General features: G+C 39.4%; 9 protein-coding genes. 1 reads left to right on the top strand and 8 read right to left on the bottom strand.

The genetic code is table 11. The annotated features are described in order from the left end of the window. Positions 1–133: 133 nt before the first annotated feature. A complete protein-coding gene (locus ACRWP9_RS10715) occupies positions 134–1,780 on the bottom strand; it encodes a methyl-accepting chemotaxis protein (protein WP_434926005.1) in 1,647 nt (548 codons plus the stop codon). Positions 1,781–2,066: 286 nt separating this feature from the next. On the opposite strand from ACRWP9_RS10715, the gene ACRWP9_RS10710 reads away from it, so the two are divergent. Beyond that, entirely contained in the window at positions 2,067–2,816 is a 750-nt protein-coding gene (locus ACRWP9_RS10710) for an SDR family oxidoreductase (RefSeq protein WP_434926004.1), read from the top strand. 110 nt (positions 2,817–2,926) lie between these two features. Here the strand turns inward: ACRWP9_RS10710 and ACRWP9_RS10705 are convergent, their stop codons facing one another. The 7 genes from ACRWP9_RS10705 to ACRWP9_RS10675 all read right to left on the bottom strand — a co-directional run bounded on the left by ACRWP9_RS10705 (position 2,927) and on the right by ACRWP9_RS10675 (position 16,702). Continuing rightward, the gene (locus ACRWP9_RS10705) at positions 2,927–3,460 is read right to left on the bottom strand and encodes a cell division protein ZapC (RefSeq protein WP_226410030.1); all 534 of its coding nucleotides are present in this window, start codon (positions 3,458–3,460) and stop codon (positions 2,927–2,929) included. 170 nt (positions 3,461–3,630) lie between these two features. Further along, positions 3,631–4,650 (bottom strand): quinone-dependent dihydroorotate dehydrogenase, encoded by a 1,020-nt coding sequence (gene pyrD, locus ACRWP9_RS10700; protein ID WP_434926003.1) that lies wholly within the window; start codon positions 4,648–4,650, stop codon positions 3,631–3,633. Between the two features lie 62 nt (positions 4,651–4,712). After that, the gene (locus ACRWP9_RS10695; RefSeq protein WP_434926002.1) at positions 4,713–9,557 is read right to left on the bottom strand and encodes an NAD-glutamate dehydrogenase; all 4,845 of its coding nucleotides are present in this window, start codon (positions 9,555–9,557) and stop codon (positions 4,713–4,715) included. 270 nt (positions 9,558–9,827) lie between these two features. Then, positions 9,828–12,137 (bottom strand): efflux RND transporter permease subunit, encoded by a 2,310-nt coding sequence (locus tag ACRWP9_RS10690; RefSeq protein ID WP_434926001.1) that lies wholly within the window; start codon positions 12,135–12,137, stop codon positions 9,828–9,830. 40 nt (positions 12,138–12,177) lie between these two features. Continuing rightward, positions 12,178–13,185: a WD40/YVTN/BNR-like repeat-containing protein gene (locus ACRWP9_RS10685; protein ID WP_434926000.1), complete on the bottom strand. Its 1,008-nt coding sequence runs from the start codon at positions 13,183–13,185 to the stop codon at positions 12,178–12,180. Between the two features lie 102 nt (positions 13,186–13,287). After that, positions 13,288–14,652, bottom strand: coding sequence for a DUF1329 domain-containing protein (locus ACRWP9_RS10680; protein WP_434925999.1), 1,365 nt, complete (start codon positions 14,650–14,652; stop codon positions 13,288–13,290). 13 nt (positions 14,653–14,665) lie between these two features. After that, positions 14,666–16,702 (bottom strand): DUF1302 domain-containing protein, encoded by a 2,037-nt coding sequence (locus tag ACRWP9_RS10675; RefSeq protein ID WP_434925998.1) that lies wholly within the window; start codon positions 16,700–16,702, stop codon positions 14,666–14,668. Positions 16,703–16,766 lie beyond the last annotated feature (64 nt).

The following is a 16,766-nucleotide window of genomic DNA, read 5'->3' as shown; positions in this document are numbered from 1 at the left end:
CAAATTGACAAAACACAGTTAACCGAACATGTTAACTAGGGGCTGTTGATTCATTTCACCACAAATCTTTGTCAGATATAAATGGTCAACATAAAGCAGTAAAAACAACCTTAAAAATAAACAGGCCGAAGTATTACACTTTAAAATGAGCGACTAATTCAGCGAGTTTTTCAGATCCTTGCTCAATTTGGCTACTATTTTGATTAATGTCCTGATTATATTCTCTATTCTCGAGGGACATGTCGTTTATGCGAGTAATATTCATATTTAACTCTGCAATAACCGCACTTTGCTCTTCTGTTGCCGCAGCAATTTGAATATTCATTTGTGAAATCTGTTCAATTGAGTTTTTTATCACATCAAGCGCGCCAACCACTTGACCAGTTTCTGAAACCGTTTCATTTGATTTAATTTTCGCTCTTTCAACTGAAGCATTAACACTGTCGATAGCGTCACGAATGGCATCAATGATGCCGTTAATTTCTCGGGTTGAATCTTGCGTTCTGCTTGCTAGAGTGCGCACTTCATCTGCCACAACCGCAAATCCCCGTCCAGCCTCACCGGCACGGGCTGCCTCAATAGCTGCATTTAATGCTAACAAATTGGTTTGCTCTGCAATACCAACAATCACATCTAATATTTGACCGATTTTACTCGAACTAATTTGTAGTCCTTTAGCCACTTCCTCGGTATGAATAAGCTCAGTTGAAAGCTCATTAATTTTGCCCATGGCGTTATCAACTACTTTAGCGGTTTTATCCGCTTCTTCATCTGCAGAATGCGCGCTTTGTGCGGCCAGTTGTGCATTAGAAGCCACTTCTGAAGCAGTCATCGACATCTGGTTGATAGCAGTTGCTACGTTTTCGGTTTCCATCTGCACGTTAGTTGAAACTTGATTCGCTTTTGCTGCAATCGCTGACATGCCGCCTGCTAATTCACTGCTGTGTTGAATCGACTCTCCCACAGAAGTAATAACATTCTGAATTTTAGAGGTAAACATATTAAAGTGAGTCGCAATCTCTTTTAACTCATCAGCCCCTTCTTCTGATAGTCGCAAGGTTAAATCGCCCTCTCCTTTAGCCACATTTTCAAAAGCAGTAATGGTAGAGCGCATTGGTACTGATACACTCTGAATAATAATATAAAGAAAAATAAGTACCGGTAGCCAAACTAAAGTAAGCAAAAAGATGTAATTGTAAATAAATTCATGATTTTGGGCATCAATGTCGTCAACATAAATACCTGTTCCAATAATCCAGTTCCACGGAGTAAATTTTTTCACCACCGACATTTTTGGGCTTGGGTCTTCTTGATTGGGCTTATTCCACATGTAATCGACTCTAGCAGACTCTTGAGTTTGCGTTCTATCAATCATCAATTGGAACAATTTAATCCCGTCAGGATCTTTCATTCCTATCACACTGGTATCAACAAGTTTTTTGGCAAAAGCATGCTGAATCATCACGCCTTGGGTATTGATACTGAAATAGTATTCTTGCCCTGCGTAGCGCAAATGATCAAGTGCAGCGATAGCCGACGTTTGTGCCTGCTCCGCAGTTAACTCTCCTTGCTCACTGCGTTGATAGTATTGATCGACAACAGCAACAGCAGCATCAACTAAAGCATGTAATTTGGCTTCTTTTTCGGCAATGAGTACATTATCAATACGGTTAAGCGCAAATAAAAACATTAAAATGGTGGCGACAATGCTTAACACTAACATTCCGAGTAATCGTTTCGAAATGCTCATTTTTCTTAATAGAAGGTTGATAGCGTTCATATAACCACCTGAGAATATTAAAAATAAAGTATTTTAAAATCTTAAAAAGTTGTGACACTCTAGAGACTATATCGTCAAAACAATACTCTCCTTTAGTATGATGTGATGTTTTTATAATCATTATTGTCAATCTAAACTTGGATCAATAACTGCAGTTTGTCAAATTTAAGACACAATAAATCAGTAAGTTAGTTATATCTAAAGTGGTATGGTTAGTGTTCAAGTAAAACCGTCTACAAGATGTATTTGCTCTTACATTAAAAATAAAAATAACAAAGGAATATTCATGCATAGAAGCAACATCCTCATTACAGGCGCAAGCTCAGGTCTTGGCCTTGGAATGGCGAAACAATTTGCCAAGAAAAACCATAACCTGGCTTTATGTGCACGTCGAATTGAGCTGTTAACCCGACTAAAAGAAGAGCTATTAACAATTAATCCAAATATCACAGTGTTTATTTACGCGCTAGATGTGAACGATCATGAAGCAGTTTTTACTGTATTCAAACAATGCCAAAAAGATATGGGGGCAATTGACAGGATCATCGTCAACGCTGGAATGGGTAAAGGGGCTTCGATTGGAACAGGTTTTTTCAAAGCCAACCTAGAAACCGCACAAACTAATTTTATTGCAGCCATTGCCCAATGCGAAGCAGCGATGGAAATATTTAGACAACAAAATAATGGTCATTTAGTGACAATCTCTTCAATCAGTGCCGTTAGGGGATTCAGACGAGCAATGACTGTTTATGCAGCAACCAAAGCTGGATTAACCTCTTTATCGGAAGGGATCCGAATTGATGTGATGCACACACCAATTAAAGTGACCTGTGTTCATCCTGGTTTTATTCGTACTGAAATAAACGAAAAAGTAAAAACAGTGCCCTTCAGAGTAGATTTAGAAACTGGTTGTAAAGCGATGGTTAAGGCTATAGAGAAAGAAAAGGATAACGTTTATGTACCAAGCTACCCTTGGGCTTTTTTACACTGGCTACTTCGTGTTGCGCCTTTAAGCCTTATTAGAAAAATGAGTTAACATTATTCTTAGAGTCTACAATAGCAAAAAGCCAAACATCATTGTTTGGCTTTTTTGTAGTAACTGAGCGGATTTTAAGGCAATATCCATTTCTTATTGAATGATTTATCCTAAGCTGCAACCACTTGCTTAGCTTTGCGCAATGGATGCAAGCGATTGTGCATTACTTTAATGGTATCAAATTGATTAAGTGACTTAGTGTCAGATAAAGCACAAGAGTTAGACAAAAGCATCACTGTAGCAGCCTGAAGACTGTCTTCAACTACTAAAACTAACACCATGACACCATTACAATTAAGTTGAAACAACTTACCTGCGCCGCAAAAAACACATTCATCACTTGCCATGAAAAACCAGGATTTTGGCATTTGAGGTTTAAGTAAGAAATGTGCTGCAGTTGCGTTGAGTGCTGTTTGAACTATCCCAGCATCGGAAATATGTAAAACCTTAGGTAAAATTTCAAGCAAGCGAATGTAATACTTAGCGTGTTCAACACTAAATTCTGTCATTCCTAGCGCATCAGGAATAAGTAGTTTTGACTTATATGGGGTTAAGAACTCCATCTCGGAACCTAAAGATACGCTTAGTTGCTGATATCTTGTGTTAAATTCCCAATGCCAGTCCTTATTTGGCATTAATAACATGATGCAATTTCACCTAAAAATTGAATACTGGTCGATAATAGATTATTTTTCAAACAATATCAAAATTTATTTAAAAAATATTACTGATATTTCATTATCTTAGAACAAAGTGCGATCGCATAGATGCGATCGCGGCATGATTTTTGATCTTATTAATTGATCGTTTGTGGTTATTTTGTGCGATAAGCAGAACAGATTTCTGATACTAGCTGAGGGCCTTGATAGATAAAACCACTGTATATCTGAACTAACGTAGCACCTGCTGCGAATTTGTCATTTGCATCCTTTGCAGAATTTATCCCGCCGACACCAATGATCGGGATCTGGCCGTTTAAATAACCAGCAAGAGTCTTAATTACTTGAGTAGAAAGATCGGTTAACGGCTTTCCACTTAAGCCACCCATTTCCTCTGCGTGCTCTAGACCGGCTACAGTATCTCGCCCTAAAGTGGTATTAGTGGCAATAACGCCATCAAATTTATTTTTAATCAAGGAATCAGCAATAGATTTAATTTCATCATCGGTTAAATCTGGTGCTATTTTTAATGCAACCGGGACATATTTACCGTGTTTTTGGGTTAATTCAGTTTGTTTGGCTTTAATCGAACTTAATAAATCATCCAGCAGCTCACCATATTGTAATGTGCGTAAACCAGGGGTATTGGGGGATGAAATGTTGACAGTGATATAAGCACTATACTGATAAACCTTATCCATACAAATCAGGTAATCATCTTTACCCTGCTCTACCGGAGTGTCTTTATTTTTACCAATATTTACACCGACTAAAACATCAGATTTTTTGGCCATGAGGTTGCGGACAAGGTTATCAACACCTTTATTGTTGAAGCCCATACGGTTAATAATCCCCTTTGCCGGTTTAAGGCGAAACAAACGTGGTTTATCATTACCCGATTGTGGGCGAGGTGTTACTGTACCGACTTCTACATGGCCAAAACCCATTGCATAAAATGCATCAATCGACTCGCCGTCTTTATCTAATCCAGCCGCTAATCCCACAGGATTTGGAAAAGTAATCCCCATACATTCAACGGGTGTTTTTGCGATATTTTGACGATAAAAGCAATTAAGCGGTGTGTTACCGGTTATTTTCAAACTGCCTATGGCAACATTATGAGCCAACTCAGGGTCTATCTGAAACATTACTTTTTGTGCGAGTTTATAAAACATGTTTTCTCCTAGGCCTAAAAAAAGCCCCGGCAATAGCCAGGGCTAGTTCACATTATAAAGAATTACTTCTGACCTTCACAATGCAAAATAAGCAAGTTAAGTTCACGTAGGGCGACTGAGAACTTAGCAAACTCATGTGTTTGCGATACTTTAAAGTCAGCTAACATGTGATACCAACGTTGAAGCAAGGTTTTATTACTCTTGATCCATTGATTAATCACAATATCTGCATCACAAGTATCACTACAAGTACGGAGTACCGCTGAGCTTAATGCACGTTGCTGCCAGTCCAATTCTTCACGGAAAGCTGCACGAGCTAATGCTTGCCAATGGTTTGCCACTGGTTGCGCACTAATTTGCTCTAAGAACCAATGCAGCTCAACTTTTGCACCTAGTTTAAAGTAGGTTGCAGACACTAAGTCGAGTGATTTATTTTCAATTTCAGCAATTTGTGCGATATCAAGCGCCGAGAATAATGTGCTCATTTTAGCAACAACTGTTGCAACTGACATTGGCACATTTTCTTTGGTAAGCGAATTAATCTCTGCAGATATCGCTTTAACTTCGGCAGCTATCATATATTGATCTACATTGTCTTTAAGCTTTTCAAATACTGGCTTAAAGAACTCAACTGTTTGTTCAATATTATGACTACGATTACGATGACGGATAAACCAGCGACAAGCACGACGCATATTACGACGTAACTGGTGCAACATCTCACCCTGTACAACCGCTGGAATTACACCGTTTAAATCAGTAATTGATTTAGTTAATTCATCTAAACCGAACACTTCACGGGCCATAGTGTAACAAATGGCCGCTTCAGCGACTGTGGCGCCAGTCTCATCTTGCATACGTTGTACAAAATTGAAGCCCATATCATTAACTAGCTCATTTGCTAATGATGTGGCAATAATTTCACCGCGTAGAGGATGCTGTACCATCTTATGGGCGTATTTAGCTTGAAGTTTTTTCGGAAAGTAAGCCACTAGCAATTTACTTAAGAAACTGTCTTCAGTAATTTCAGGAGTCACTAACTGCTCTTTAAGCACCATTTTTGCGTAAGCGACTAAAACAGATAGTTCTGGACGGGTTAAAGCACGGCCATTAGCTAAACGCTCGGCCAAATCATCATCAGTTGGTAAGAATTCAAGGGCACGATCTAACTTGCCTTCTTTTTCTAAATACTGAATGAAACGAATTTGTTCTTTAAGCTGAGAAACACCATGAACTTGAGTCACAGAAATGGTACGTGTTTGATCTTTACAATCCTGAAGTACAATTTCACCGACCTCATCGGTCATTTCTTCAAGGATACGGTTACGTTGTTTAACGGTTAACTCACCTTCGGCAACTAAAGTATTCAAGAAAATTTTAATGTTGACTTCGTTATCAGAACAATCAACACCGCCTACGTTATCGACGAAATCGGTATTAATACGACCGCCATTCGCCGCGTATTCGATTCGCCCAAGTTGAGTACAACCTAAGTTGCCACCCTCACCGACGATTTTAACCCGCATTTCATTACCATTAACACGCAATGCATCGTTTGCGCGGTCACCGACTTCAACATGGGTTTCTTTGCTTGATTTAACGTAAGTCCCAATACCACCGTTCCACATCAAATCAACTGGCATTTTAAGCAGTTCTTTTAATAATTCGACTGGATTCATGCTGTCTTTATCGGTGGACAACATGGTTTTCATTTCTGGGGTCAATTTTAATGACTTGGCAGAACGTAAGAAAATACCGCCGCCCTTAGAAATTAACTTAGCGTTGTAGTCTTCCCAACTTGAACGCGGTAGTGCGAATAAACGCTGACGTTCAATATAACTTTCAGCCACATTTGGATTTGGATCAATAAAGATATGCATATGGTTAAATGCTGCAACTAACTTGGTGTGCTCAGATAACAACATACCGTTGCCAAACACGTCACCAGCCATATCACCTATACCTAAACAGGTAAAATCTGTGGTTTGGCAATCAATGCCTATTTCACGGAAGTGACGTTTAACAGATTCCCAGCCACCTTTTGCAGTAATACCCATTTTTTTATGATCATAACCATTGCTGCCACCAGAGGCAAATGCATCGCCTAACCAAAAATCGTATTCAATTGCGATTGAGTTGGCAATATCTGAGAATGTCGCTGTACCTTTATCAGCAGCAACAACCAAATATGAATCATCTTCATCGTGACGTACTACATCAACTGGCGGAATAACCTCACCATTTTTGATATTGTCGGTAATGTCCAACAAACCGCGAATAAATAAACGGTAACACTCTTGCCCTTCGGTAAAGAATGCTTCACGTCCACCTTCAGTAGGAAGTTGTTTACACACAAAACCACCTTTTGCACCAACGGGTACAATGACGGTGTTTTTGACTTGCTGTGCTTTTACAAGGCCCAATACTTCTGTACGGAAATCTTCACGTCTATCAGACCAACGCAAACCACCACGGGCTACTTTACCGCCACGTAAATGTACGCCTTCGATTCTTGGTGAATAAACAAAGATTTCGAATTTAGGTAGTGGCTTTGGCATTTCCGGAATTAAGTTAGGTGCAAATTTAAACGAGGTATAGGCTTTATTATCGCCATTAGCATCCGTTTGATAGAAGTTAGTCCGTAAAGTCGCGTTAATTAAATCTAAGTAACGGCGAATGATACGGTCATCATCTAAGCTTGATACATCATCTAATTGCTTATCTATTTGCTCTAGGAATTTACTTAATGTGCGCGTTTTAAGCTTAGGGTTAAACTTACGAATAAACATTTTAACAAGCAAGTCAGCAAGTTTTGGATAACGGCTGAAGGTTTCTTCAATGTAAGACTGGCTGAAAGTGGCATCAATCTGGCGCATATATTTCGCATATGCACGTAAAATAGACACTTCACGACCGTTCAAACCAGTCGACAGTACCATACGGTTAAAACCGTCATCTTCTAGTTTTTTCTGCCATACAAATGACAAAGCATTTTGGAAACGTTCCTGGCTATCGGCAAGGTTATCAATTGCAGCACCTTGAACTGTCATTAAGAAGTCAAGGATCCAGAATGTATTACCATCATTGGTTTTAACTTCGTAAGGGCGCTCATTAATCACACGTAAACCAAAGTTTTCAAGCATTGGTAGCACATCTGATAAATGGATAGGTTCATCTTTATGGAACAGCTTTAAACGCACTTTGTTGTCATTCAATGCTGTTTCTTGTGGCTGATAGAATAACATGCCTAACTTATGTTCATCATCCAAGGCTTCAAGGTGTTGAAGATCAACAACCGCAGAACTCGGTAATACATCATCTTTATAACTTTGTGGGAAAGCATTGATGTAACGTTTAGTTAATCCAGTACCCGCTTGTTCACCTAAAGCATTATTAAGTGCTGAGTGTAATTTATCATCCCATGAGCGCGCAGCTTCAATAAGATTGTGTTCAATCGCTGCCACATCCACATCCATATTATTGTTATCGACTTTAATAATGTAATGAGTACGCGCTAACGTTGACTCAGAGAAGTAAGTCGTAAATTCAACATCTTCATTACTATTAAAGTGTTGAGCAAGAATGCGTTGGGTATCTTGGCGGAATTTAGTGTTATAACGGTCTTTAGACACATACACTAAACACGATAAAAATCGACCAAAACCATCTTTGCGCACAAATAGCTTCAACTTGTCACGGTCTTGCATTTGCAATACACCGTGTGCCATATGTGAAAGCTCTTCCACTTTCGCTTGAATAAGCTCATCGCGAGGCAAGTTCTCAAGAATATTCATTAACGCTTTATAGTCATGTGAACGTGGTGCTAGACCTGATTGATCTAATATACGTTGGACTTTTTCAGCCAATAATGGAATTTCACGCGGACTACGGTTATAGAGATTAGAGGCATATAGGCCGATGTAACGATCTTCACCAATCACATTGCCTTTCTTATCGAATCTTTTTACACCGACATAATCGACATAAGCTGGACGGTGAACACGACTTTTAGCAGAGCTTTTAGTCAACACAAGTAAACTTGAATCTAACGCTTCACGGCGCGCACTTTCAGACAAGGTCGACAACAATAAACCTCGATCACTGGTCGCTGTTTTTGAGCGGCTCATTAAACCCAAACTACTTTCTAAGTCAGGGACTAATTCAACATCACCTTCAACACGCTTTAGATCGTAATAACGATAGCCTAAAAGTGTAAAATGATGGTTATTTAAATAAGTAAGGTAATTAACGGCCTCTTCTAACTCAGATTTATCTCCAGGAAAAGGGCGCTGTGGTAATTGTTTAATTGTGTCAGAAAGCTTTGCAGACATTTCTTCCCAATCAACAACAGAGGCGACAACATCAGCAAGTACGGATTGAATTTCTTTTTCTATTGCTTTGATGTCTGCATCGCTATTTTGCTTATCAATCTCGATTAAGAATACCGCGATATTATCACTGGCTTTAGGCGCATTATTAACAAAAGTTACTTGGGTAACGGCTTTACTGTCACGCACCACAGCTAATGGGGTATGTAACATTACATGAGCGGTAATTCCCATGCGGTTAAGCGCCATAGATAATGAATCAACTAAGAATGGCATATCGGGTTGAATGACTTCAATCACACTATGGGTTGACTGCCAGCCATGTTTTGATTGAGTCGGATTGAACACGCGAATATGGGTATCCCCTGTCGCAGTTTTATTAAGCGCATTCCAAAGACTCACTACAGCACCATATAAATCACTGTCATTTCGGACATTGAGGTCGTCTCTTGACATATGGGCGTAGAGGCATTGGGCAAATTGCTCAACTTGTTTTGCTTGTGAATTAGGAATTTTTGAATGAATCAAATTAACTACATTCTCTAATAGTACAGAAGGCATTACATCTTTAAAGGCCATGTTGCAGATTCCTTAAGCGTCTATGGCAGCGCTTTTATCATTTTATGGATGCTTCAGCTTATTTAACTCAGAAACAAAATTTCTGAGATCTGATGCAGAGCTTAGTACTAAATTGCTGCTATATCGAGGAAAATTTTAGTGGTACATCCTCTCGATATACAGTTTCGTAAGTCTTTTGTTGTTTAATATGCAATTAAACTCGATGTTTTAGATTAACTATGCAAAAAAAAATGGAGGGCTAAGCCCTCCATTTAATTCAAGTTATTGTTTTTATTTCTTTTTAGGCCAAAATAGTGCTGAAAGTGCTGGCAGAATAATAATTGCACCTAACATATTTACTAAAAACATAAAGGTTAACAAAATACCCATGTCCATCTGGAATTTAAGTGCAGAAAAGAACCAAGTGCTTACACCTATGGCTAAAGTTAAGCCAGTAAAGATAACCGCACTGCCACGCTCAACCAATGCTTCAAAATAAGCCTGTTGTACTGGCATGCCATTGCTAAGTTTATTTGACATAGTGGAAAGAATATAAATTCCGTAGTCCACCCCAATACCGACACCTAACGCGATTACCGGTAGAGTACTTACGGCAAGGCCAATATCCAGTAATGTCATCAAGGCTTGTGCAAGGGTTGACACCACATAAAGTGGAATAATCACAGCAATCGTCGCTTTAAGTGACTTAAAGCTAATTAAACACAGGAAGAACACCGCACCATAAACATAAATCATCATAGGGAGCTGTGCTTCGCTAACGGCTTCATTAGTCGCGGCCATAACGCCAACTGGGCCAGAAGCTAATTTAAACTGCAATTTATCGCTATTAAGCTCAGCTGCAACCTGTTTAACTTTATCAACAACGACTTCAATCGTTTCTGCTTTGTGATCTTTTAAGAAAAGATAAACCGGCATCACAGAGCAATCACCATTTAGTAGGCCCGATGTTGTAGGCACTTGCCCAACCGCTTGCACTAAGCTCGCAGTGGTGCGAGGCAATATCTGCCATTTAGGGTTACCTTCGTTGAAACCTGAGTTAACCGCTTTAGCAATCGATGCCAAACTCGCTGTAGACTCAACGCCAGGAGTGTTAGCAACCATCCATTCAAATTGATCAATTTGATTAAGCAATGAATGATAAGTACAGGCTTCTGGTGCAGCTTCAACAATAATGGTCATTACATCGGTAGTAATAGAAAAGTGATCTGTAATGAAAAAGGTATCAAGGTTATAGCGCGAATCTTGATGCAGCGCTGGAGCGCCACCTTTTAAGTCACCAATTTTCATTTGAGTCGCTTGCATATAGCCAACACCATAAAGCACAGCAGTAAAACTTAACACGACAACCGCATATTTTGGTGTTGCAAACTTAGACAAACTACGCCAAAGGTTTTCGACTTTAGCCTTGTGCTCTGGGTTTTCCTGGGCATTAGACAAGTTGGTATAGGAAATAACCAAAGGCAACAAAATTAAGTTTGTTAAGATAATCACTGCCACACCTAAAGAGGCAGAAATAGCTAACTCACGAATGATACCAATATCGATGGCTAATAATGTTAAAAAACCTACCGTATCAGACAATAATGCGATACCACCTGGCACTAATAGGCTTCTAAATGCTGATGCGGCGGCGGCTTTTGTTGCTTGTCCATCCAGTACTCTGCGACGCACGGCGTTAATCATTTGAACACCATGACTAACACCAATAGCAAACACTAAAAAAGGCACCAGGATCGACATAGGGTCTAAACCAAACCCCACAACAGTAAGCAACCCTAACTGCCAAATAACGGCCATTAAACTACATAGCAATGGCAAGACAGTTAACGTGATTGATTTAGAAAACAGATAAACCATAACAGCAGTAATTGCGATAGCAATTAAGAAAAACAGCAAAACCCCTTTGGCACCATCGGCCACATCACCAGCCATTTTGGCAAAGCCGATAATGTGAATTTTAATCTTTTCGTTTTCAAACTGACCGCGCAGCTGCGTTTCTAACTGCTGTGCAAAGGCGATAGTATCAAGCGGTTTACCGGTATCAGGGTCAAAATCCATTAATTGAGCTGAAACAATTGCTGCTGAATAATCATTTGCAATTAAACGACCCACAATACCTGCTTTTTCAATATTGTCGCGAACAGTATTAAGGCCGTAATCATCGGTTTGAAAGTCAGCCGGAATAACTGGACCGCCCGCAAAACCATCTTCAACCACTTCAGTAAAGCGTGTTGAAGGAGAATAAAGTGATTTAACTTGTGAGCGCTCAACACCGTTGATAAAAAACAGCTCATCGTGCACCTTTTTAAGTGCATCAAAAAATTCGGGGTTAAATATATTACCGCTGGTATCTTCTACCGCAACCATAATCCCATTCGCACCACCAAAATCTTTTTGGTGTTTGGTATAGGTTTGCATGTAGGTATGCTGAAGCGGAATATTCTTACTAAAAGCCGCATCCATTTTAAGCTGGCTTGCTTGGTACCCTAAAAATATCGTGATAAAAATAAATGAAATAATAACCCACATCCGATTACGGAATAAGTGAGTTTCAAAACTATTGACCAGTTTTTCTAACATCTTGTCGGCCCTATTATTGTTGTTTTTGTCTTAGTAAATGTTATTTAGGCAGTTGAAACAGCCCTTTTGAACCCGCAAACCAAATATCGCCTTGCTTGCTTTTCGCTACTGATACAATGTTTTCACCTTGACGACGCGTAACTATTTCAGCTTTTCCATCATCAACTTTTAAAACAATACCTGCATTTCCAACAAGATATAAATCCCCGTCATTAACTAAAGCACCGTTAATCGATGATTCAACAGGCAATTCAATTTGTTGCCAAACGTCTAAATCAGATGAAGCTTGGAACACATGGCCACGCAAGCCCATTACATAAACATTATTATCGACAGTGATGGCATTAAACATTGACCCATCATAATCAAAGTCTACACGCTCAAAAGAACGTCCCATGTCAGTAGACACTGCAACTAAGCCTAATTCGCCAACCAACAACAAGCGTTGATCATCTAAGTTAATGATTCGATTAAAATGAGGCAACAAAGCCGCTCTTTCAGACAAGTAAAGCTGTTGATCTTGTTGTTTTAAATCATTCAAATAAGACACGTCTTCTTCAAACAATAATTCTTGATGGAACTCATCTTGCCAAGTTTTACCGCCATCTTCTGTACGATAAAATAAACCATATGCCCCAATAGCTATGCCATGTTGCTCAGAGAAAAAACGAACGTCTAGAAAAGGCTTTTCTAACTCGGTCGATTGCATCTGTAAAGACCAGGTCATGCCGCCATCATTAGTGTGAATAATAGTCGCATCGTGACCTACTGCCCAGCCTAATGTATCGGTCAGAAAAAAAGCTTTCGTCAATTGGGTGACAACAGGCGTGGAAACTTGCTGCCATTGCTTATCAAATACTAAGACATGACCACGTTGGCCAACAGCGACTAACTTATCGCCTGCATTGACAACATCCGTTATTAAAGATGTTTGAGCAAGTGGTTGAATTTGGACTGTTAAAGGATCAAGTTGAGCATTGACCGAAGCAGTATATAAACATGCACTTAATCCTATCGCGACAGCACTGCGAAGCATGCTAACCTTCATACAAACTTCCTTAAGTTTAGGGGCGCAAAGCGCCCCTTTTATATAAAAACTAATATTTAACATCTAGAATTTAACTAACTAATATTGAAAAATCTTAGCAAATTAACGAATACCTGCACGACGAAGTGCATCAGGGGTAAAGTTAGACTCTGATAAGTTTGCATCAAAATTATACATACGACCTTCGTTGTCTAAACCCATTGCAAGATAACGACGAGATTGAAGGTCATGGAATATTTCTAAAGTACTCCACATTGTAGGCACTTCATAATAGTTAATAGTATGGGCCGTACCAACACGGTATAACTCGTCACGGTTATCATACATATCTGTTAATGAAACCTGCCAAGAATCTTCATCAATATAGAAAACACGGGTTTTATAAATATGACGCATACCTTCTTTCAAGGTCGCTTTTACTTCCCAAACACGGTGTTTTTCCCAACGCGCATATTCAGGATTAATATGACCAGGCTTTAAAATTTGGTCATATTTAAGCTCATTTGAATGAAGCTTATAATCGTTATAAGGAATAAATATTTCCTTTTTACCGACTAGTTCCCAGTTATAGCGAACTGGTGAGCCGTTGAACATGTCGAAATCGTCCGTGGTTCTTAGACCATCAGACACTGTACCAGGCGTATCAAAAGCAACGTTAGGTGCCTTACGCACGCGACGTTGTCCTGTGTTATAAGTCCAAGCTTGACGCGGTAATGCTTCTTGATCCATGGTTTCTTTTACAAGTAATGCCGTTCCAGCTAAACGTGCTGGCTGTGTTACCACTTGCTTGAAATAGAACAAAGTATTGGTTTCTTTTAACTTGTCTAAAGTAATTTCTGGACGAGTATATTCAAAACGTATTTCTTCAGCATTTTCAACCAGAGTGTATGAACCACTTGAGGTTGGTGCTGCTTGGCTACGATAAGTTTCTACGTCTACACCACGATAACGCAGTATATGGTTCCAAATGACCTCTAAACCATCTTTTGGTAACGGGAATGGAACACCTATCGTCGCACCAGAAATACCATTTCCTTGAGCAACTAATTCAGCTGAAGTGGCATTCACTTTAATGGCATCATAAACATACTGTGGAACAGATGCCGTACGACGAGTTTCATACACATTCATTTGATAGGTATCTGGATACAAATCAAATAGTTTATTTTGACCCGGCGTTAAAAAATCTTTGTACTGTGCTTTATTTGCATTGGTAACAGTAAATAAGATTTTATCATTTGGAAAAGGGTTTAAATGATGCATTCCTTTTTCATATCCAGCAACTGGCTTAGTAATTCCGCCATCCCATGCTGGAATAGAACCATCTGCGTTACCCGCTTTTTCAGCACCCATCGGCGTTAAGCTTGCACCTAACTTAGCAGCATCAGCTTCTGATACTTTAGCTATGGCAACTGGAGCACCTAGTGCAAAAATAACTGCTGCCGATAATATCGTCAGTTTTTTCATTGTTATTATCCTTTTAAATCGAATACTTGACGTTAAACGAGATATAATCTCTATCTTCCATCGCGTTAGTTGTCCCTACACCACCGAAGAAGCTGTTGTAAGAGAAATCTACGCCCCAACGATTTTGATAATCAAAGTTAAGCCCTAAAGCGACTGACTTTTTACCTTCAGTGAATAAAAACATTGGATCTGGTGTAATCCCATCAACATCATGTGAGAAAATAATACGTGGCGCCATGTTAACACCGGCAAAAACGTTATTAAAATCCGCTTTAGCCACTAAACGATAACCCCAAGCAAAATCTGTTGGAAATGGGTTAGTTTCAGGACCATTGTGAACCGCTTGAATAATACCTGGCATATCAGGATTGCCACCTGAACGCGAAGTGCCAGGACCATTTAAGCGTAATTCATCAAAACCTGGCATATCATGGATCCACACACCACCAATTTCGGCCAACATAGTTAAGTTATCTGTTCCTAATGTAGGACCAAATAAGTGTGTCAGTGTCATTTGTGCTTGAGTAGTATCTAGCTGAATAAAGCCATCAACGGTTGCTCCTGGTGCGGCAACATCCATTTGTGAAATACCGTCTAAATCTGGACGAATACCTGCATTAGCCAATTGTTGAGGCATAGCAGCAAAGAGCAATTCAACGTCATCAATCTGAAGAGGTTCATCGACACGATGCGCAATTTCACCAGCAACAGAGGTATCACCCACTAAAGTATTAAAGCTGAATCCATATAGTTGAATATCTTCTGGATAAACAATCTGTGCTTTAGTAAAGGTTTCCATGCTAAGTAGCAATTCACGGTCAATATTACCTTGACTCGCGGCTAATTTAGCATAATCACCGCCAATACCAGCTGAGGTAAAGTTAGACGCTGTACCACTAATAAGTGGACGGCGACTATGGTAATTCATGTAGTACAAACCAAATTCTGTTTCATTTAATTCAGGAGAATAAAAACCTAGTTTAAGGCCGTACTGGCCATCATCACTTGGTGTCGCTTCATCTTGAATTAATGCTACTTTAGTTGAATATGCTGTCATTGCTGAAGCCATTGCAGGATTAAAACCAGTAGCAGCTGCATTGGTATACAACTTCTTATATTCAGATATTAAAAAGTCTAAGTTAATGTCTGGATTAGAGTTAAAGCCTAATTGGGCATTTTGATTGTAGCCACCAAAACCTGCAAAATCGTTGGTAGCAAAAATAGAACCTGGTGTAGGGACCCACACTGGCTCCCACTGGTATTGATAAAACGCTTCAACGTTTAGGTTTTCAGTTAGCCCTAAAGAAGCCCAAACCATACCTTGTGGACGGAAAGCTTCTTTAAGTTCAGCACCTGGAGCATTTAAGATATTCAAATCAACAGGGTTAATTTCACCAATACCATGGGCAATAAGAGTACTCTCACCCCAAGATACAACCTGGTTACCAACTCGAACTGTTAACGGGTTTTGGCCATCATTTAAATCCCAGTTCGCGTAAACAAAAGCATCTAATAAGCGCACATCTTTACATTGCACTTCTGAGGCACGATCATCGGCACATGGATCAAAACTATTACCCGTTAATGGATCATTAAAATCATAATTACCATCGTTTAGTTTACGGTCATAGAAATACATACCGCGGACAAACAGACCATAATTTTCGTATTTGAGGGATAACTCGTGTAATCCCTTTACTATTTCAGAGGTAGTATCACCCTGAGAGTAAAGTAAATTACTTAAATCATTATTACTTGAATAAGAGCCTGGTTCAGCCCAAATTTCAGCGGATGTGTATTTAGTGTTACTAAATGCAGAATAACCAGACCAATCAAATTGTGGTTGATTAACCTTACCAATTTGACCTTCCCAGTCACGTTCACCGACACGCCAGCTAGCGCCGACAGTCCAGGTAGAATCGAAGGTACCTTCTACATCGCCCCAGTCAAATGAGGCAGCAGAAGCATTTTGACTCATTCCAAAACACAAAGCCGACATTACCCCCAAAGTAATTGCCGACTTGTTAAATTTTTTCTTAACAATATTCATTTTAGCTTATCTCCGTAACCTGCTGGAATCGTTGTTATAGGAATTTAAACCAACATCTTGTTAG

The organism is Shewanella sp. HL-SH2 (assembly GCF_051164935.1).
GTDB classification, from domain to species: Bacteria; Pseudomonadota; Gammaproteobacteria; order Enterobacterales; family Shewanellaceae; genus Shewanella; species Shewanella glacialimarina.
The sequence above is the reverse complement of the archived record's forward strand: the minus strand, read 5'-3'. Positions and strand labels throughout refer to the sequence as shown.